The organism is Burkholderia perseverans (assembly GCF_022870505.1).
GTDB classification, from domain to species: domain Bacteria; phylum Pseudomonadota; class Gammaproteobacteria; order Burkholderiales; family Burkholderiaceae; genus Burkholderia; species Burkholderia plantarii.
In genome coordinates, this window is sequence record NZ_CP045094.1 from 1333547 (window position 1) to 1352210 (window position 18664).

Here is an 18664-nt window from a genome sequence, read left to right on the forward strand (position 1 = left end):
GGGAGCCGGCATCAGGAAAACAGCATGCCGGAAGACACTATCAGGAATTCTGATGATGGGGTGCGGATCGGCTGAAACCGGCGCCGCGTGGTGTTTTCCCCGGACCACGAAGCCGGCCGCGCGACGGCACCGGGGTGGCATCGCGCGGCGCGTGACATCAGATATTGAACGCGAACGGGCTCGGATCCTCGGTTTGTTGGGCGGCCGCATGTGCGGCCACCTGCAGGCGCTGAAGCGAACCCGGATCGGTCAGGCCGTAGCGATGGGCGACGAGGTGGGCCGGCTCGCCGAAGCTCACGTCCATTTCCGCGCGCGCCATGATGAAGCCGAACGACGACTGCTGGAGCTGCGGGTTCTGCGGCTGCGCCATGCGCCAGCTGTTGACGGTGTGCATCAGCGAATCCGCCTGGGTCCGGTATTGCTGCTCGGAAATATGGCCGTGATGCGCGGCCTCGCCGAGCTGCCCGATCAACTGATGCGCCTCGCCGACGCTGCGCGGCTGCCGGAACAGTGCCGACACGTTGGGTTGCATGACGGCCGGCGCGGTGCGGATGCGCGAGCCGTCCGCGCGCGGCTGGCGCCGTGCGAGGTTCTGCAGGGTTGCGGCGCCTTGCGGCTGGGCGGACGCGCCGTGGGTGGTCCCGGCCGGATACGCGCCCTGCGGGTCGGATTGCTGCGGGTACGACGCGTAGGACTGGCCGACGGGGGCGTTGTTGCGAATATTGCTCGACATGGAATACCTCGATTCATGAAATGCCACCGGGCCGGCGAGCGGCCCGATGCGTTGCCGGTTGCCGAAGCCCGGCGGCCACCGGCGGGCCGCGCGGGACTTCGCGGTCAGTGTCGTCGCTGATGAAAATCGGGGTATTCCCCGGATGCGAAGTTTTCGTCTCGATGGCGAACTTCTTTTTGTTCTCGACTTCAATGCATGGGATTGAATCGATCGCGCCGCGCAGGCCGGCGCGCGAACCGGGTGGTCATCCCGGCCTCGGCCGCCGCGATCGTGGCTGAGGCATGCCGGGATGGAGTGGGACCGAGAGGCGAGAGGCGATGCGCGCCGCCGGCGAGGGCGGCGCTGCGTCATGCCGGTGCGCATCGCGCTGCGCATGGCAAACGGCCCACGGCGCTGTCGCGCCGCGGGCCGTTCGTGCCGGCTCGGGATTGCCGGGATCCGGCTCAGCCGGCGGGCGTCGGCTCGCCCGGCGGGGAGGCCGGCCGTGAAGCCGCCTCCGCCTTCGCCGCCTTCGTCACGCCATCGAGGTCGTCGTTCGACCAGCCGCCGCCGAGCGCGCGCACCAGCTGCACGTTCGCGACCAGCTGGCGGGTCTGGATGTCGAGCGCGCTGCGCTGCGTGGCGAGCGCCGTGGTCTGCGCCTGCACCACGTCGAGGTAGCTCGAGATGCCGCGCTGGTAGCGCGTCAGCGCGAGGTTCTCGGCGCGCTGCGCGGCGTCGGCCGATTCGCGTTCCTGGTCGAGCGCGGTGCCGAGGTCGCGCAGCAGCGTGAGGTTGTCCTCGACCTGCTGGAACGCCGCGAGCGCGACGCCGCGATAGCGCGCGGCGGCCTCGTCGGTGGCGGCCTTCACGGCGTTCAACTGGGCGCGGCGCAGCCCGCCGTCGAAGAGGTACTGCGCGAGCGCCGGCCCGACCGACCAGAAGAAGTTCGGCGCGCTGAAGAAGTTCGTGTAGTTCGAACTCTGCAGGCCGCCCTGCGCGCTCAGCGTGATCTGCGGGAAGTAGGCCGCGCGCGCCACGCCGATCTTCGCGTTCGATTCGGCCACGCGCCGCTCGGCCGCCGCGATGTCGGGGCGCCGCTGCAGCAGCGCGGACGGCACGCCCACCGGCACCGGCGGCAGCGTGATGTCGGCCACCGACGGCGCGACCTGGAAGTCCGACGCGGACGCGCCCACCAGCACCGCGATCGCGTGCTCGTCGAGCGCGCGCTGCGCGACGTTCTGCGAGAGCTGCGATTTCGCGTCGGCCAGCAGCGAGGTGGCGCGCGTGACGTCGAGCCCCGACACCGCGCCGGCGTCGTGCAGCCGCTGCGTGAGCTGCAGCGCGCGCTGGTAGGCGGCCACGGTGTCCTGCAGCAGCCTGGTCTGGCGGTCCAGGCCGCGCAGCTGCACGTAGGTCTGCGCGAGCTGCGCCTCCAGGCTCAACTGCACCGAGGCGAGATCGGCCTGGGTCGCCTGCGCCTCGTCCCTGGCCGCGGCCACGGTGTCGCGCACGCGGCCCCACAGGTCGAGTTCGTAATCGATCTCGCCGCCGAGCGTGACCGAGTTGTAGTCGTTCGGGCTGCCGGCGCCGCGCAGCGGCCGCGTATCGGACTGGCGGTTGCGCAGCGGCTGGGCGTTGGCCGACACGCGCGGCAACTCGGCCGCGCTCTGCTGCGCGACGAACGCGCGGGCCTGCGCGTAGTGCGCGAGCGCGGCGGCCAGGTCCGCGTTGTTGGCGACGAGGCGCGTCTCCAGCGCGTCGAGCGCGGGCTCCCGGTAGGCCTGCCACCAGGCGTCGCGCGCGATCCGGTCTGACGGCGTGGCGGGCGCCCACGGGCCGACGCTGTGATAGGCCGCGGCGGCCTGCACCGGCGGCACGTGGTAGTCGGGCGCGAGCGAGCAGCCGGCCAGCGCCAGCGCGAGCGCGCTCGCGAACAGCGCGCGGCGGAGGGTCGGCGCGCTCATGAGGCGGCCTTCTGCGCGCCGGACCCGGCACCGGGTGCGGCCGCCGGCGCGGCCTTGCCGGCGGCGGCCACGCGCACCGGGTCGCCGTCGGCGAGGCCGTCGGGCGGCGTTTCCACCACGCGCTCGCCGGCGTTCGGGCCGCCCGCGATCTCGACCTGCGCGCCGAGATCGCGCGTGATCGTCACGGGACGATAGTGGACGTGGCCGTCGGCGCTCACCGTCAGCACGCGCGTGCCCTTCGCGTCGAACACGATCGCGCTGGCCGGCACGCGCAGCGTGTCGGCCGAGGCCGGCAGCGCGAAGCCGAGGTTCGCGAAGCCGCCGGGCAGCAGCGCGCCCGACGCGTTGTCGACCACCAGCTGCACCAGCGTCGTGCCCGACTGCGGGTTGACGGCGCCCGAGGCCGCCACCACCTTCGCCTCGAACTTGCGGCCCGGGTATTCCGGCACGGTGAGCGAGGCGGTGGTGCCGGGGCGCACGCTCGGCGCGTAGTTCTGCGGCACCTGCACGTAGACGCGCAGCTTCGTCACGTCGGACACCGTGAACAGCTCCTCGCCGCTCGAGCCGCCCGCGTTGACGAGCGCGCCCACGTCGGTCCGGCGCGCCGTCACCACGCCGTCGAACGGCGCCACCAGCCGCGCGAAGCCTTTCTGCGCGACCAGCCGGTTGACGTTGGCCTGCGCCGCATCCACCGCGGCGCGGCGGGCCGCGTAGTCGCTGGTGCGCTGGTCGACGTCCTGCTTCGACACGGCGTCGGAGTTCTGCAGCGACTGCCAGCGCTGCGCGGTGATCTCGGCGAGCTTGGCGTTGGTGCGTGCGCTTTCGAGGTCGGCGCGCGCCTGCAGCAGCTGCTGGTCGATCTCGGGCGTCTCGATCACGCCGAGTTCCTGGCCGGCCTTCACGCGCGCGCCGATGTCGTACTGCCACGACTTCAGGTAGCCGCTCACGCGCGCGAGGATCGGCGCGCTCGACCAGGCTTCGAGCCGGCCCGGCAGGTTCAGTGCGGGGCCGGCACCGGCGCGCGTGGCGGTGATCACGGACACGGTCGGGATCGAGTTCGAATCGGTCCAGGCGCGAACGCTCGAGGTGTCGTGGGCGCGCACGGCGATGCCGGCCGCCACGATCGCCACGGCGATCACGATGCCCGTCAGGCCGGCGAGCCGCAGCCGGCGTCGGGAGGCGGAGTGCGCACGGGTGACTTCAGACGACATGACCAGATCCTTGCTGAGTGAGGTCGGAGGAGGGCGCCCGGCGCGGGCGCGAATGAATCATGCAGAACACGGCGGGCACCAGGAACAGCGTGGCGGTGGTCGCGAAGATCAGGCCGCCGATCACGGCGCGTCCGAGCGGGGCGTTCTGCTCGCCGCCCTCGCCGAGGCCGAGCGCCATCGGCGCCATGCCGATGATCATCGACAGCGCCGTCATCAGCACCGGGCGGAACCGCGTGAAGCCGCCTTCGAGCGCGGCGCGCATCACGTCGCCGTGCTGCGCGAGCGACTCGCGGCAGAAGCTGACCACCAGGATCGAGTTCGCGGTGGCCACCCCCATGCACATGATCGCGCCGGTCAGCGCGGGCACCGACATGGTGGTGTGGGTCGCGAACAGCATCCAGACGATGCCGGCCAGCGCGGCCGGCAGCGCGGTGACGATCACGAACGGATCGGACCACGACTGGAAGTTCACCACGATCAGCAGGTAGATCAGCACCACCGCGCCGAGCAGGCCGAACAGCATGCCGCCGAACGCGTTGTTCATGGTCTGCACCTGGCCGAGCAGCGACACCGAGGCGCCGCGCGGCAGCGTCGAGGCGTGCGCGGCGACGATCCGGTTGATGTCGCGCGAGACCGCGCCGAGATCGCGGTCCTGGGTGGTCGCGAAGATCTCCACCATCGGCTGGATGTTGTACTGGCTGATCACCGAGTGGATGTTCTGGCGGCGGATGGTGGCGAGCCCGCCGAGGATCTGGCCGCCGCTGCCGGTCGCGTTCACGCCGGTGGCCGACACCGGCAGGTTCTGCAGCGCCGCGAGCGAATCGAGGTTGTACTGCGGGGTCTGCATCACGATCGGGTAGGACACGCCGTTGGCCGGATTCAGCCAGTAGGTCGGCGCGACCTGGCTGGAGCCGGCCAGGTTCACCACCAGGCTGTTGGTGACGTCGCGCTCGGTGATGCCGAGCAGCTGCGCGCGGGTGCGGTCGACGTCCACCGAGAACGCCGGGTTCTGCGCCGACTGCTGCAGCCGCGCGTCCGCCACGCCCGGCACGCGGCGGATCTCGCGCAGCAGCGTGTCGGCGTAGGCGAAGTTCGCGGCCAGGTTGTTGCCGCGCACCTGCAGGTCGATCGGCGCGGGCGCGCCGAAGTTCAGGATCTGGCTGATGATGTCGGCGGGCGGGAACGAGAACGTCACGCCCGGGAACTCGCGCGGCAGCACCTCGCGCATCCTGCGCACGTAGTCGGCGGTCGGCGCGTGGCCCTCGTTGAGCGTGATCTGGATGTCGCCGTCCTGCGAGCCGATGGTGCCGGTGTTGTTGTAGGCGGTGTTGATGCCGCTGACCGACAGGCCCATGTTGTCGACCATCGCGCCGAGTTCGGCGGCCGGCACGATGCGGCGCACCGCGCGCTGCACGTCGGCGAGGATCTCGGCGGTGCGCTCCACGCGCGTGCCGATCGGCGCGCGCACGTGCATCACGATCTGGCCGGCGTCCACCGACGGGAAGAAGTTCTGGCCCAGCAGCGGCACCAGCGCGAACGACAGCAGCACGCAGCCGAAGAACACCGAGACGAACGGCTTGCGATGGTCGAGCGCGAGTTCCAGCAGGCCGCGGTAGCGTGCGCGCACGGCTTCGAAGCGCGCCTCGAAGGCGCGCTGGAAGCGCACCAGCGGGTTGCGGCTGGCCGGCTTCGCGGCGGGCTCGCCATGGCCGTCGTGGCCCTCGCCGTTCACGTGGGCGTGCGGCTTGAGCAGGTACTTCGCCATGGTCGGCACCAGCGTGCGCGACAGGATGAACGACGAGATCATCGCGAACATCACCGCCTCGGCCATCGGCACGAACAGGAAGCGCGCGATGCCGTTCAGGAAGAACATCGGCACGAACACGATGCAGATGCAGAGCAGCGAGACGAAGGCCGGCGTGACGATCTGCGCGGCGCCGTCGAGGATCGCCTCCTCCACCTGCTTGCCCTGTTCCAGGTGCCAGTTGATGTTCTCGATCGTCACGGTGGCGTCGTCCACCAGGATCCCGACCGCGAGCGCGAGGCCGCCCAGCGTCATGATGTTGAGCGTCTCGCCGAGCGCCGAGAGCGTGATGATCGAACCGAGCACCGCGAGCGGGATCGAGGTGGCGATGATCAGCGTGGAACGCCAGCTGCCGAGGAACAGCAGGATCATCAGGCTGGTCAGCACGGCGGCGATCACGCCCTCGCGCGCCACGCCGCTGATCGCGGCCGTCACGAACAGCGACTGGTCGCCGATCGGGTCGATGCGCAGCGCGTCGGGCCAGCCGGCCTTGCCGGCGGCCACCCGGTCCTTGATGCCGGCGATGATCGCGAGCGTCGAGGCCGCGCCGTTCTTCAGCACCGTCAGCAGCACCGAGCGGCTGCCGTTGACGTGGACGATGTTGGTCTGCGGGGCGCTGCCGTCGTGAACGTTCGCGATGTCGTGCATGTAGATCGTCGTGCCGTTCACCGCCTTGACCGGCAGGTTGGCGAGATCGCGGATGTCGTCGGGCGCGTCGTTGAGGTTCAGCGTGTATTCGTAGTTGCCGATCTTCTGCGTGCCGACCGGCGTGAGCAGGTTCTGGCCGGCCAGCGCGTTGGCCACGTCCTGCGCCGACAGCCCGCGCGCCTGCAGCGCGGCCGGATCGACGTCGAGCTGCACCTGGCGCGACTTGCCGCCGAACGGGTAGGGGATCGCCGCGCCCGGCACCGACACCAGCGACGGCCGGATGATGTTGGTGCCGAGGTCGGCCAGGTTCTGTTCGGACAGGCCCTTGCCCGACAGCGCGAGCTGGATGATCGGCACCGTCGAGGCGCTGTAGTTCAGGATCAGCGGCGGCGTGGTGCCGGGCGGCAGCTGGCGCAGCAGCGTCTGCGCGACGGCCGTGACCTGCGCGTTGGCCGTGTTGATGTCCACGCCGGGCTGGAAGAAGATCTTGACGATGCCGAAGCCGGAGATCGACTGCGCCTCGGTATGCTCGATGTCGTTGACGGTGGTGGTCAGCACGCGCTCGAACGGCGACGAGATGCGGCCCACCATCTGGTCCGGCGACAGGCCCGTGTATTGCCAGATCACCGCGATCACGGGAATCCGGATGTTCGGGAAGATGTCGGTGGGCGTGCGCAGCGCCGCCAGCGGCCCGATGATGAGAATCAGGATTGCGAGTACGACGAACGTGTACGGTCTTCGCAAGGCAGTGCGTACTAGGCCGAGCATGGTCTTCCTGGAGAAACGATGGAGGGAAAGTCCGCGATTTCGGGCGCCGCGGCCCGGCACAACGCCGGGATACTACCGGTTCATTTTGCGCATCGCCACTCCGTTCTCCGCTTGCTGGCAAAGCTGCCAGATTCGCGTCAGCCAGAGGCGCCGGAGCGCTCGTTGCCGGGCGGGGCCAAGCCGCGCCGGCGGTGCGGGACAGGCCGGCACGGGGCCGGCGCCAGGCCGCGCGAATCGTACACGGGGGCTGTCGCGACGATGCGATTTTTCGGCACGATCGGCGCGATTCCACCGGACGTTCGGTGCTGCACGGCAGCACGATATCAACCGCCGTGGCGGCGGTGGAGCACGACCGGCCCGTCCGCCCCCAAGCCGATGCTATCGGCCCCATTCGTTTATTAAATTTCACAGTCGGGGCGCGAACGGCGATAGTGCGAGTCCACACGAGACCGCGAACCACTGGCGGCGAACCACCACGCGACCTGGAGCAACAGCCGGCATGACACCCGAATCCCGTTTCCCCGGCCGGCCCGACGGCACCCGGCCGGCCCGTGCCGGCGCCGCGCCCGCGGTCCTGAGCGAGCTGCTGCGGCAGGCCGACGTGACGATCGACGGCCCGCGCGCCTGGGACATCCAGGTCCACGACGCGCAGGTCTACCGGCGCGTGTTCGCGAGCTGGTCGCTCGGGCTCGGCGAGGCCTACCTGGACGGGCAGTGGGATTGCGACCGGCTCGACGTGCTGTTCGCGAAGCTGCTGCGCGCCGACCTCGACGGTGCCGCGATGGGGCTGGCGAAGCTGCGGCTCGCCGCCGGGCATCTGCGCCACCGCCTGTTCAACCTGCAATCGGAGGACCGCGCGTTCCAGGTGGGCGAGCAGCACTACGACGCCGGCAACGACGTGTTCGAGGCGATGCTCGATACGCGCATGATCTATTCGTGCGGCTACTGGGAACACGCCACCGATCTCGAACAGGCGCAGATCGACAAGCTCGACATGCTGTGCCGCAAGCTGCGGCTGCGGCCCGGCGAGACGCTGCTCGACATCGGCTGCGGCTGGGGCGGGCTCGCGAAGTTCGCGGCCGAGCGCTACGGCGTGAAGGTGACCGGCGTGACCGTCTCGCGGGAGCAGCTCGCGCTCGCGCAGGAACGCTGCCGCGGGCTGCCCGTCACGCTGCTGCTGCGCGACTACCGCGAGCTGCAGGGCCGTTTCGACAAGATCGTCTCGGTGGGCATGTTCGAGCACGTCGGGCCGAAGAACTACGCGACCTACTTCGAGACCGCGCGGCGCCTGCTCGCGCCAGAGGGCGTGTTCGTGCTGCACTCGATCGGGATCGCCGCCGAGGCGGCCGGCACCGATCCGTGGATCGACCGCTACGTGTTCCCGAACGGCAAGCTGCCGTCGGCGCGGCAGATCGTCGAGGCCGTGGACGGGCGCTTCATCATCGAGGACTGGCACAACTTCGGCCCCGACTACGACCGCACGCTGATGGCCTGGTGGGACCGCTTCGAGGCCGCGTGGCCGGCGCTGCAGGCGCGCTACGGCCAGCGGTTCTATCGCATGTGGAAATACTATCTGCTCTGCTGCGCGGGCTTCTTCCGTTCGCGGCAGGGGCAGCTCTGGCAGCTCGTGCTGACCCATCCCGAGCGCTCGGAAACCTATCGCTCGGTGCGGCTGGGCGGCGGCCTCGGGCGCTGAGGAGCGGGCGCCGAGGGTGCGGGCGGGCCGGCATGGACGCCGCGCGATCGCATGAACGACACGCGGTTCGCGCGGCCGGCTTGTGGCGCCACGGCGGCGCGTGGACAATCACGGCTGCGCCGCCCGGGCCGCCGGGCGCGCCGTTCCGTTCCCTGCCGGGCCTGCTCCGATGCTCCGATCCTTCGCCATTCCCGGCGGCGCCATCCTGGCCTGCCTGCTGTTGCTGCCGAGCCCTCGCGCGCGCGCGGCCGATCCCGACTTCCTCTGGAACCGGCTGAGCCAGCAGTGCCTGCCGCGCTATCTCGCCGACCACGATCCCGGCCCCTGCGCGCGCGTCGATCCCGAACGCGGCTACGCGCTCTACAAGGTCGACGGCGACCGCTACCAGTATCTGCTGCTGCCGACCGCACGCGTCACCGGCATCGAGGACGCGCGCCTGCAGGCGCCGGACGTGCCGGACTATTTCCAGTTCGCGTGGCAGGCGCGCGCGCTGGTGCGCGAGCGGCTCGGCCGGCCGCTGCCGGACACCGACGTGGCGCTGACCGTCAACGCCGAGAACGCGCGCTCGCAGAACCAGTTGCACATCCACATCTCGTGCCTCGCGCCGGCCGTGCGCGCGGCGCTGGGCCGGCTCGACGCGGCGTGGCTCGGCGACGGCTGGTTCACGCTGCCCGAGCCGCTGGCGGGGCGGCGCTACGAGGCGAGGAAGCTGAGCGCGGCGCAGCTGGCGGCGACCAACCTGTTCGCGCTGGTCGGCGAGCACGTGGCGGCCGGGCAGCGGCAGCTCGCCTATACGGGCATCGCGCTCGTCAATCTCGCGCCCGACACGTTCCTCGTGCTCGAGGCGACGGGCGGCTTCTGGCGCGGCGTGCCGGCCGAGGAGATCCAGGACCACGCCTGCCGCATCGCGCAGTGAACGGCGCGGGCCGTGGCGGCCCGCGTTTCCTGACGTCGACGACAACGACAACGACGACGACGGCGCGCCGCCGTCGTCATCACCTTACTGCCCGTCACCGACCAGCCCGGTGCGCTCCTGCGCGCCCCAGCGCTGGTTGCCGCGCAGGAAGTGGAACCAGCCGAGCGTGGCGCCCGCGTGGCGCAGCACCTGGAAGCTGAACGGCTCGAGCACCGAGGCCACGAACGCGATCGCGAGGCTCGAGTGCTCGCGGCTGCCGGTCCAGCGCCGGTACAGGTGGATCGACCAGAGATGGAACGCGAAGTCGATCACGATCTTCGCCGCGATCACGCCCGAGATCGACAGCGCGACGTGGAAGCGGTGCTCGCAGAGGAACAGCAGCAGCAGCACGATCGCGGTGAGGCCGTAGATCGGCTGCAGCGTGTCGAGCGCCTTGACGGGCAGCATCAGCAGGCCGAGCTGGCCGTAGCGGCGGTTGCCGGTCATGTCGCGGTTCCAGTACTGGGTCTGCAGGAAGCCCGCGAACCAGCGGCGGCGCTGGCGCAGGAAGCTGCGCAGCGTGCCGGGCGCGTCGGTGCGCGCGTGGGCGTCGCCGATCACGCGCACGTTCCAGGTCTCGCCGTTCTCCACCGCGTAGCGGCGCAGCCGGTGGATCAGCTCGTAGTCTTCCACCAGGCAGGCGCCGTCGAAGCCGCCCACCTTCAGCAGCGCGTCGCGCCGGAAGCAGGCGAACGCGCCCGAGATCAGCAGCAGGCTGTCGGCGCGCATCCAGGCGAAGCGCGAGATGAAGTTGCGGATGTACTCGTAGGTCTGGAACCACTGGAAGAAGCGGCCCGACAGGTCGCGCGCGCAGATCGGCGTGAGGATCCCGGTGGCGGCCACCAGCGCCGGCTCGGCCGCGAACGCGCGGCGCATCGCGGCGCAGGCGTCGGGCGCGAGCCGCGTGTCGGCGTCCACGGTCAGCACCGCGTCGGTGTCGAGGTGGATCAGCGCGGCGTTCAGCGCGGCCGCCTTGCCGCCGTGCGGCACGCGCAGCCAGCGCAGGTTCGGGTAGCGCGTGCTGGGCGCGCTCAGCTCGCCGTCGGGCGCCTGCACGAGGCCGTACTGGGTGGTCAGCACCTCGATGGTGGCGTCGGTCGAGCCGTCGTCGGCGAACACGATCTGCTGCAGCGGCTCGGTCTGCCCGAACAGGCCGTCGAGCGTGACCTTGATCACGCTCGCCTCGTTGTAGGCGGCCACCACCACGCCGAGCGACGGCCGGCGCGCGCCGGGCGCCGGGGCGGCCGGCGCGTGGACGCGCGCGAGCGGCCCGGCGAGCGGCAGGATCTTGATCGCCACGAACGTGAGCAGCAGCGTGTCGTAGATCACGTAGGCGATGCCCACCGACCACGACACGAGGCCCGGCGCCAGCGCGCGCGTGAACAGCGCGATCCACAGCAGCAGCGCGCCGCCGTGGATCAGCCGGCTCGCGAGCGGCGTCGCGCGCGGCGTGAGGCGCGGCGACAGGCGCGTGCGGGCCAGGTCGAGCGCCTCGCGCGCGGCGGCCGTGACGGCATTGGCGCCGCTCGCGGCGAGGCGGCGCGGCAGGTGGCGCGGATGGCCCATGCGAGGCTCCCGGTTCGGGGTGGACGAGGTCGCGCTCACGGCAGCATGCGGCGCAGGACCGATTCGCGGTCGAACAGCTCGTGCTTGAGCGCGCCGAGGATGTGCATCGCCAGCACCGCGTAGAGCGCGTAGGCGCCCCAGGTGTGGAATTCGCCGAACAGCGTGTGCAGGTGTTCCTTCAGGTCCGGCGGCAGGCTCGTGATGAAGCCGAGGCGGAACCAGGGCACCAGGTAGTAGAGCGACATCGGATGCGTGGCCGCGTCCTTCCAGGCCGAGTCGTGCAGCCAGCCCGTGATCGGCATCGCGAACATCAGCACGTAGAGCAGGATGTGGGCGACGTGCGCGGCGCGCAGCTCCCAGCGGCGGAACCAGCCCGGCAGCGCCGGCGGGCGGTGCGTCGCGCGCCACAGCAGGCGCAGGATCGCGAGGCCCAGCACGGTGATGCCGATCGACTTGTGGATGTCGATCGCCGGGCGCACCCAGCCGTCCGGCATCGAATCGGCGGACAGCACGATCGCCACGTTGCAGAGGATGCCGAGCGCGATCAGCCAGTGCAGCACCATGGCGGTTCGCGTGTAGCGCACGACGGGGCGGGCCGTGGCGTCGGTCGGGGTGGCGGGGGACTGGGCGCGTGAATTCATGTCGATCTTCTTCGGGTCGTGATGGTGCGTCGTCGGTCGATGGTCGGTCGGGGTTCGGGGCAACGGGGCAATGCGTTCAATCGGTATGGCGCCGGATGCGTCAGCCCGGCGCCCGGAAACGGGGACAGCGCTGGATGCACCCCGGCGGGCGCCCCGGGGCGCCGCGCGCCGCGAGCGGCAGGCGCGGCGGATGCGGCCAGCGGCATACATGATGCGCCGGTTGGCCCGCACCGCGCAGAAAGCGCCGCGCCGTGCGTGCCGTGGCGACCGGGCCGGGCCGACGATTCGGACAGGTCGCCATGGCCGTCTTACTGGTGGTCGGCGGCGACCTGGCCGCGGATCTCGCCGCCCGGGTTCTTCGCCGTGTGGACGTTGAAGTACCAACGGCCGGCCAGCAGGTCGGCTTCCTGCGCCGCGCTCAGCGTGGCGTGACCGTCGATCGGGCTCGGCAGGTCCTTCATGTCGATCGGGATCACGACGCCGGCGTTCTTGCCGACGGGCGCCGGGCCGTGGAAGTGCGCCATCGTCGCCGGGCCGGTCAGCCCCGCGTAGACGACGTGCCAGCTCAGCTGCTTCGAGCCCGTGTCATACGAACCCGTCAGCTGGCCGTGGCCGTCGCTCTGCTTGGGCGGGACTTCGGCGGCGGCCGTCAGGTCGGCGTGGACGGCGAGCGTGTCGGCACGGGCGGCGAGCGACGAGCCGAGGCCGAGGGCCAGCGTGGCGAGCAGCAGGGCGCGATGCGGAATCAGTTTCATGGCGTGGTCGGTGGGTCGGTTGCGTTGAAGGAGGGCGGCGGCCGGCGATCGTCGTCCGCTCACTTGCATAACGCTCGCGGCACGCGGTTTATTCCATCACGGCGCCGGATTTTCCGTGCGCGAGGCCCGTGGGGCAAGGCGTTCGGGCGAGGCGGGCGCAAGGATCGTAAGGCGGGCGGCAGGTGCCTGCGGATCGTGGGGCACGGCCGGTGCAGTGGCTTGTGAGGCGACGCGGGGCGTGCCGTGATGCCGGCACGACATCGGCGCAATATCGACGCAATATCGGCGCAAGGCGGGCCGCATGAAATCAATGACGCGCAGCGGATGGCCACGCACTCAGCCGGCCGTCGGCGCCGTGCCGTTCGCACTGGCGTTTGCGCTCTCACTGACGGCCGGCGCGGTGCCGAGCGACGAGAACAGCGGCTCGCCGTCCGCGTCCGCGATGCGCCGCGCGAGCAGCGCGAGATCGGCGTCGCCGCGCCGGCCGATCAGCGCGTAGCGCAGCCCGGCGCTGCGCCACGTCACGACGTCCATGTGCTCGACCGTGCGCTCGGCGGCGGCCTCGTCGGGCTGGTTCTCGCGCATCACGCAGAGCGCCACCGGCGCGCCGCGCTCGGGCAGGTAGACGATCTGCGCGAGCGGCCGGTCCTGGAAGCGCAGCCGCTGCACGCGCTTGAACGCGAGGCCGGCCGCGCGCAGGTCGGGGATCGTCAGCGCGAGGCCGTCGAGGCGGCGGATCTCGCCGAGCGTGGATGCCGTCAGGTGCGGATCGACGCTGACCGAGGCCAGCGTGTCGTGCGAATAGAGCTGCTGATAGCCGGCCGCCGCCGCGATCCAGCCGCGCGGCGCCGGCGTGTCGGCGAGCAGGCCGGCCGCGCCGCCGAAGCCGGCGAAGCCGTTGAAGCCGCCGGGCGCGAGGCGCGCGATGCCGCCCCAGATGAACGCGCCGGCCACGAACGCCGCCGCGAGCCAGGCCGGCGCCACGCGCCGCCGTGTCGTGCCGCTCGGGGCGACGGCCGGGTCGATGCCCGCATCAACGACGGGATCGTTGGCGCCGGCCGCCACCGTCACGCGCGGCACGCGGGCCGCGTGGCGCTGCGCGAGCCGCTCGATGCCGCGCACGAGGCCGGCCGGCAGCGGCGGCAGCTGCTGGGCGGCGAACGCTTCGCGATAGGGCAGGTCGGACGCGCGCAGCAGCGCGACCTGTCCCGCCACGTCGGGCAGGCGGCGCATCGCCTGCTCGATCGTGTCGCGCTCGCGGGCCGGCAGTTCGCCGTTCACGTAAGCCAGTAGCTGGATATCGTCCGGTTTCATCAATCGGTGTCGTTCTAATCGAATGGGGGCGGATGGAGTCGATCCATTCCCGGGTGCCGACGGTCCGATCGGCACCGCATTGGCCATGCGGTACACGCTCGCCGCACTGGCTTGTCGTGACGGCGCGCGGCCCTCGCCGCGTTGCCGTCTCGCGTGGTTGCTCCGCGCCGTTGTCCTGCGCGGTCGTTCCGTGCCTTCGTCCAGGTTGCCGCTGCTTCCGCGCGCGTCGTTCATGGGCTTCGGCCGCGCGCCGGGTTCACCTGTCACGTGCCGTTACCGGCTGACGCTTTCGTTGCGCATTCCTTACGACCGGCTTCATCGCGTCGTGCCGTCCTTCGCGTCCCTCACCCCGGCCGCGAGCCGGCGGCCCAGCGCGGCCAGATCGAGATCGCCGCGCGCGCCGATCAGCGCGTAGCCGAGTCCGGCGCGGCGCCACGTTACCACATGCATCGCGCCGATGCTGAGCGCCGTCACGCCGGCATCGCGCCGGGCCTCGCCGATCACGCAGAGCGCCACCGGCGCGCCGCGTCGCGGCAGATAGACGAGCTGCGCGAGCGGCCTGCCGTGGAAGTTCAGGCGCTGCACGGCGCGCAGCCGCAGGCCGGTGGCGGCCAGGTCGGGCAGGCGCAGATCGAGGCCGTCCCGCTCGCGGATCGTCGCGACCAGCCCGGCGGCGTCGGCCGCGTCGAGCCGCGTGCCGTCGAACGTGTCGCGCGTGTAGAGCCGCTGGTAGCCGAGCGCGGCCTCGACCCACGGCGCGAGCCCGGCGTCCGGCCCCGCGCGCAGCAGCAGCCCCGCGCAGACCGCGCCCGCGACGCAGGCCGCCAGCAGCCATGGCAGCGATGCCGGCGACGGCTGGCGCGGGAAGGTTCGCGCGCGTGGCCGGCCGGGTGGGTCGCGCGGCGGCGCGGCATGCGAGGCGGCGTGCATGCCGGCGGCATCGCCGCCGCTCCGGTCGTTTCCGCCGGCCTCGTCGGCTGCGTCGGTCCCGTCGACACGGCCGGCATCGTCGCGCGCCGCCGGCGCGGCCGCGCGCGGCTCGCGCCAGTCGCCGATCAGGCGCCCGACGTCGCGGGCGAGCGCGGCCGGCAGCGGCGGCAGCGGCTGCGCCGCGAACGCGGCGCGATAGTCGAACTGCGAGGCGCGCAGCAGCCGCACGATCCGCGCGGCCTCGGCCGAACCCGCCACCAGCGAGGCGACGCCGGCGAACTGCGCGGGCGGCAGCGTGCCGTCGGCGTAGGCGATCAGCAAGGTCTCGTCGACTCTCATGCGAGCGAATCTCCGGGCGTGGTCGTGGCGCGCGGGGCGGCGGGACGCGGCGCGAAGCGCGCGCCGATCGCCTGGCGGGCGCGCGAGAGCCGGCTCATGACGGTGCCGATCGGGATCTCGAGCACGTCGGCCGCTTCCTGATAGCTGAGGCCCTCCACGGCCACCAGCAGCATCACCACGCGCTGTGCCTCGGGCAGCCGCTCGACGGCGGCGATCACCTGCTCGTGCATCAGCGCCGACTCGGGCGTGCGGCCCGACGGATCGGCGACGTTCTCGATGAAGTCGTCGTCCCAGTCGAGGCTCGAACGCCGCCGCACGCTGCGCGCGCGCAATTCGTTGAGCCAGGTGGTGTGGACGATCGAGAACATCCAGCTGAGCGGCGCGGTATCGGGCTGCAGCTGGTGCGCGCGTTCGAGCGCGCGCACGCAGGCGCGCTGCACCAGATCCTCGGCATCGTGCTGATCGCCGGCGAGCCGCAGTGCGAAGGCCCACAGCCGCGGCAGCATCTCGGGAAGCAGGCGTGGCAAGTCTGCACCGGTCATCGACGTAAGTCTCCCCTGGGGTCCGGTTGCTGCATCGCCGATCGTCGTGCGACCACGCACGCGTGGCGGGGACGCGATCGCGGAAGTCTAGCGCCTGGGGCGCGATTCCGCTCGGCGTGCCGGCGCATGCGGGGCCGCGCGGCGGCGGACCGCCGGCGGGCAGGACTGCGGATGGCCGCGCGCGAGGCAGGCGGCCGCCACCGGCGGCGCCGGCGCGCGGCGCTCGCGCGGTTCGAAGCTGGTCGGGCGGCGCCCGGAGCGTGCCTTGGATGTACGCAGGACGCCCGGGACGCGGTCGCGCCGTTCGTGCTTGGCTTCGTCCTGGCGGATCGCGACCGGAGACGCATGCCTGCCGCGCCCGCGGCCCGGCTCGGGCATCCGACGCGGGACGCGATCGCGAACACGGCAGGCAACGTAACCGGCGGCACGACTCAGGGCGTGACGTCGATGCGGCCGTACACGCCGGTGGCGGGGGTCGGGCCGGCCGCGTAGAACAGCGTGTTGGCGGGCTGGTTCGCCGCGTTGTTGCCGAACGACATGCCCCAGATGCCGGCCTGCTTGAAGGTCGAGCCGTCCGGGTTCGGCAGCGCGCCGACCAGCTGGTTGGTGTTCGGGTCGAACACGTCCACGGTGCCGTCGCCGAAGTTGCCCACCAGCAGGTCGTTGCTGGCCGAGCCGAAGTTCGCCGGCGCCAGCACCATGCCCCATGGCGAGTTGAGCGTGCCGCCCGCGGCGATGCGCCTGACGAAGTTGCCAGCCATGTCGAACGCGTCCACCACGCCGTTGCCGGCGCCGTTCACCTGGGTCTTGCCGTTGCTGCCGAGCAGCGCGTAGGACACGTAGAGCGTGTTGCCGATCGCAGCGATGCCGAACGGCGAGAAGCCGGCCGGCAGGTTCGGATCGGTGAAGCTGCCGCCGGGCTGGACCTTGTTGAACGACTTGTCGAACACGTCGATCTTCTTGTTGTGGAAGTCGGTCGCGTAGAGAAGGTTCGCGCCGTTGTTCACGCCGATCGCAAGGCCCTTGTAGACGGCGCCGCCGGTGCCGTCGTCGTGCGCGTTGACGGCCTGCGTCGGCAGCACCTTCGGCGACCACGCGGCGATCGTGCCGGCGTCGGTGGCCCACAGGAACACGGCGTTGCTGGCCGCGCCGCCGTTCGCGCTGATCTGGAAGTCGGTGGTCTTGTTGAACACGATGCCGGTGGGGCCGGCGTTCTGGCCGGCCGCGTTCGGCGGGATCGTCACCACCAGCGACTGCACCAGGCCGTTGCCGTCATAGAGCGTCGAGCGCTGCGTGTCGTTGTCCGACACCCACATCACGCCGGTCGGATTGAACGCGATGCCCCAGCCGTTCTTCAGGTTCGGGTCGAGGTTCGCGGCGGTGGCGCTGCCGTCGGACACCAGCGTGGTGGCCTTGAACTGCGTCTTCAGCGCGGGCGGCGGCGGGGCCGTCACGGTGGGGCTGCCGGGATTGTCGTCGTCTCCGCCGCCGCATGCGGCGAGCGTGAAGGCCGTGACGGCGGCCAGCGCGGCCAGGGCTGCAATGCGTTTCGTCTTCATGTTGGATTCCTGATCGATGTTGGGATTCGAGTCCGGCCGGCCGTGGGTTGGCCGGAGCGGATGCCGCGACGGCGCGCGCCGGGGTGGCCGCCGTGTCCCCCCCGACAGCGGCGGCGCAGCGCGCGTTCGTCGAGTGCAGAACACGAGGCCGGGCCTTTTATTCCATCGGGATTTCGCACGAATTCGGGGCGTGGAAGCGGCGTGCGGAGCGATGGAATAGGTGGGCGGGTTCGGGTGTTCTGGGGGGAGCGGTCGCACGGATACCGCCGCCGGCAGGACGGCGGGGCGTGCGTTCGCGCGATCCTTACTCGGGGGCTTTCGTCATGCTGAATTCGAACCTTTCGCGTCGCCGGCTTGGCGGCCTGGCGTTCGCTTTATCGGGCTTTTCTTGGTCGCGCCGCGCCGGCGTGGAAGCGCCAGCGGTGCGGTCAGTCGATCACGACGGCGATCTGCCGTTGATGCCGATCGCGCGAACCGTTGCGTGCGCATCGTTCTGCGGCGTCGCGGCGCTTGCGCTGGGTGCCTGCGCAATGGCGCCCGGTGCGGCTTCCGTGGCGGCGCCCGGGGCCGCGATCGAGGCGCCCGAGGGCGTGCGCGTCATGACGCTGAACGCGTCGGGCGTGCAGATCTACGCCTGCGAGTTCGATGCGCAGCATCGCCTGCAATGGGTGTTCAAGCAGCCGCGCGCCGTGCTCTACGACGACAGCGGCCGCGAGGTGCTGCGCCATGGCGCCGGGCCGTCGTGGCAGGCCGGCGACGGCAGCCGCATCGTCGGGCAGGTGCGCGCGCAGCAGCCGAGCGAGACGCCGGGCAGCATTCCGCAACTGCTGCTGCTCACGCACAGCACCGGCGCGGCGGGGCTGCTGGCCGAGGTGCGCTACGTGCAGCGCATCCATACCGTCGGCGGCGCGGCGCCGGCCGCGCCATGCGCGAGCGAGCATCAATCGGGCAGCGTGCCGTATCTCGCGCAATACGTGTTCTATCGTTGAGGTCGCCGCGAGGCGGCTTGGCGGTTTTTTCCGCGCGGCGTGCGCGGAGCATGCTCACGCGGCCGGCTGCGTGCGGCATCGGAATGGCGTTGGCTGAAGGCGGTGTCGAGGCGGGTGGACGTGTGCGGGCGCGCCGCGATCCACCGGGCGGCATCGCGTGGCCGGCGGCATTTCCGTTCGCCTCACGCGGCCGGTGGCGTGACAGTCGGGGGATCGGGGGCGCGGCATCCATGGCATGCCTTGATGTGCCGGCCCCGGCCGGCACGTT

The 18664-nt window shown here is 71.6% G+C and carries 15 protein-coding genes; 3 read left to right on the plus strand and 12 right to left on the minus strand.

The window, feature by feature from the left end:
• Window positions 1-157: 157 nt before the first annotated feature.
• From BpN12_RS20585 to BpN12_RS20600, 4 genes are all read right to left on the minus strand, one after another.
• Window positions 158-733, minus strand: coding sequence for a hypothetical protein (locus tag BpN12_RS20585; RefSeq protein WP_246797301.1), 576 nt, complete (start codon window positions 731-733; stop codon window positions 158-160).
• Between the two features lie 443 nt (window positions 734-1176).
• A complete protein-coding gene (locus tag BpN12_RS20590) occupies window positions 1177-2679 on the minus strand; it encodes an efflux transporter outer membrane subunit (protein ID WP_246797302.1) in 1503 nt (500 codons plus the stop codon).
• The gene (locus tag BpN12_RS20595) at window positions 2676-3890 is read right to left on the minus strand and encodes an efflux RND transporter periplasmic adaptor subunit (protein WP_246797303.1); all 1215 of its coding nucleotides are present in this window, start codon (window positions 3888-3890) and stop codon (window positions 2676-2678) included. The genes BpN12_RS20590 and BpN12_RS20595 overlap by 4 nt, the downstream gene beginning before the upstream one ends.
• A complete protein-coding gene (locus tag BpN12_RS20600; protein ID WP_246797304.1) occupies window positions 3880-7110 on the minus strand; it encodes an efflux RND transporter permease subunit in 3231 nt (1076 codons plus the stop codon). The genes BpN12_RS20595 and BpN12_RS20600 overlap by 11 nt, the downstream gene beginning before the upstream one ends.
• 499 nt (window positions 7111-7609) lie before the next feature.
• Here BpN12_RS20600 and cfa point away from each other — a divergent pair, with 499 nt between their 5' ends.
• Window positions 7610-8806 (plus strand): cyclopropane fatty acyl phospholipid synthase, encoded by a 1197-nt coding sequence (cfa, locus tag BpN12_RS20605; RefSeq protein ID WP_246797305.1) that lies wholly within the window; start codon window positions 7610-7612, stop codon window positions 8804-8806.
• Window positions 8807-8975: 169 nt separating this feature from the next.
• Window positions 8976-9722 (plus strand): CDP-diacylglycerol diphosphatase, encoded by a 747-nt coding sequence (locus BpN12_RS20610; protein ID WP_246797306.1) that lies wholly within the window; start codon window positions 8976-8978, stop codon window positions 9720-9722.
• Window positions 9723-9806: 84 nt separating this feature from the next.
• Here the strand turns inward: BpN12_RS20610 and BpN12_RS20615 are convergent, their stop codons facing one another.
• From BpN12_RS20615 to BpN12_RS20650, 8 genes are all read right to left on the minus strand, one after another.
• Window positions 9807-11327, minus strand: coding sequence for a glycosyltransferase family 2 protein (locus tag BpN12_RS20615; RefSeq protein ID WP_246797307.1), 1521 nt, complete (start codon window positions 11325-11327; stop codon window positions 9807-9809).
• A 35-nt stretch (window positions 11328-11362) separates the two neighbouring features.
• Window positions 11363-11968, minus strand: a complete 606-nt coding sequence (locus tag BpN12_RS20620; RefSeq protein ID WP_246797308.1) for a cytochrome b — start codon at window positions 11966-11968, stop codon at window positions 11363-11365.
• Between the two features lie 308 nt (window positions 11969-12276).
• Window positions 12277-12723 (minus strand): CHRD domain-containing protein, encoded by a 447-nt coding sequence (locus tag BpN12_RS20625; RefSeq protein ID WP_246797309.1) that lies wholly within the window; start codon window positions 12721-12723, stop codon window positions 12277-12279.
• Between the two features lie 336 nt (window positions 12724-13059).
• Window positions 13060-14037, minus strand: coding sequence for an anti-sigma factor family protein (locus BpN12_RS20630; protein ID WP_246797310.1), 978 nt, complete (start codon window positions 14035-14037; stop codon window positions 13060-13062).
• A gap of 315 nt (window positions 14038-14352) precedes the next feature.
• Window positions 14353-15306 carry an anti-sigma factor gene (locus BpN12_RS20635; protein WP_246797311.1) on the minus strand — a complete coding sequence of 318 codons (954 nt, stop codon included), beginning with the start codon at window positions 15304-15306 and terminating at the stop codon, window positions 14353-14355.
• Window positions 15303-15848 carry an RNA polymerase sigma factor gene (locus BpN12_RS20640; RefSeq protein WP_246797312.1) on the minus strand — a complete coding sequence of 182 codons (546 nt, stop codon included), beginning with the start codon at window positions 15846-15848 and terminating at the stop codon, window positions 15303-15305. Before BpN12_RS20640 ends, BpN12_RS20635 begins: the two co-directional genes overlap by 4 nt.
• 431 nt (window positions 15849-16279) lie before the next feature.
• On the minus strand, window positions 16280-17407 hold the full coding sequence (locus BpN12_RS20645) for a TIGR03118 family protein (RefSeq protein WP_246797313.1): 1128 nt from the start codon (window positions 17405-17407) through the stop codon (window positions 16280-16282).
• 436 nt (window positions 17408-17843) lie between these two features.
• A complete protein-coding gene (locus tag BpN12_RS20650; protein ID WP_246798075.1) occupies window positions 17844-18008 on the minus strand; it encodes a hypothetical protein in 165 nt (54 codons plus the stop codon).
• Between BpN12_RS20650 and BpN12_RS20655 the strand changes: the two genes are divergently transcribed.
• Entirely contained in the window at window positions 18007-18396 is a 390-nt protein-coding gene (locus BpN12_RS20655) for a DUF3455 domain-containing protein (RefSeq protein ID WP_342346219.1), read from the plus strand. The two genes, BpN12_RS20650 and BpN12_RS20655, sit on opposite strands and share 2 nt — an antisense overlap.
• Window positions 18397-18664 lie beyond the last annotated feature (268 nt).

Coding starts and splice junctions, on each gene's coding strand:
- BpN12_RS20585 (WP_246797301.1), bottom strand. CDS start 733: ATGTCGAGCAATATTCGCAACAACGCCCCCGTCGGCCAGTCCTACGCG.
- BpN12_RS20590 (WP_246797302.1), bottom strand. CDS start 2,679: ATGAGCGCGCCGACCCTCCGCCGCGCGCTGTTCGCGAGCGCGCTCGCG.
- BpN12_RS20595 (WP_246797303.1), bottom strand. CDS start 3,890: ATGTCGTCTGAAGTCACCCGTGCGCACTCCGCCTCCCGACGCCGGCTG.
- BpN12_RS20600 (WP_246797304.1), bottom strand. CDS start 7,110: ATGCTCGGCCTAGTACGCACTGCCTTGCGAAGACCGTACACGTTCGTC.
- cfa (WP_246797305.1), top strand. CDS start 7,610: ATGACACCCGAATCCCGTTTCCCCGGCCGGCCCGACGGCACCCGGCCG.
- BpN12_RS20610 (WP_246797306.1), top strand. CDS start 8,976: ATGCTCCGATCCTTCGCCATTCCCGGCGGCGCCATCCTGGCCTGCCTG.
- BpN12_RS20615 (WP_246797307.1), bottom strand. CDS start 11,327: ATGGGCCATCCGCGCCACCTGCCGCGCCGCCTCGCCGCGAGCGGCGCC.
- BpN12_RS20620 (WP_246797308.1), bottom strand. CDS start 11,968: ATGAATTCACGCGCCCAGTCCCCCGCCACCCCGACCGACGCCACGGCC.
- BpN12_RS20625 (WP_246797309.1), bottom strand. CDS start 12,723: ATGAAACTGATTCCGCATCGCGCCCTGCTGCTCGCCACGCTGGCCCTC.
- BpN12_RS20630 (WP_246797310.1), bottom strand. CDS start 14,037: ATGAAACCGGACGATATCCAGCTACTGGCTTACGTGAACGGCGAACTG.
- BpN12_RS20635 (WP_246797311.1), bottom strand. CDS start 15,306: ATGAGAGTCGACGAGACCTTGCTGATCGCCTACGCCGACGGCACGCTG.
- BpN12_RS20640 (WP_246797312.1), bottom strand. CDS start 15,848: ATGACCGGTGCAGACTTGCCACGCCTGCTTCCCGAGATGCTGCCGCGG.
- BpN12_RS20645 (WP_246797313.1), bottom strand. CDS start 17,407: ATGAAGACGAAACGCATTGCAGCCCTGGCCGCGCTGGCCGCCGTCACG.
- BpN12_RS20655 (WP_342346219.1), top strand. CDS start 18,007: ATGACGCTGAACGCGTCGGGCGTGCAGATCTACGCCTGCGAGTTCGAT.
- BpN12_RS20650 (WP_246798075.1), bottom strand. CDS start 18,008: ATGACGCGCACGCCCTCGGGCGCCTCGATCGCGGCCCCGGGCGCCGCC.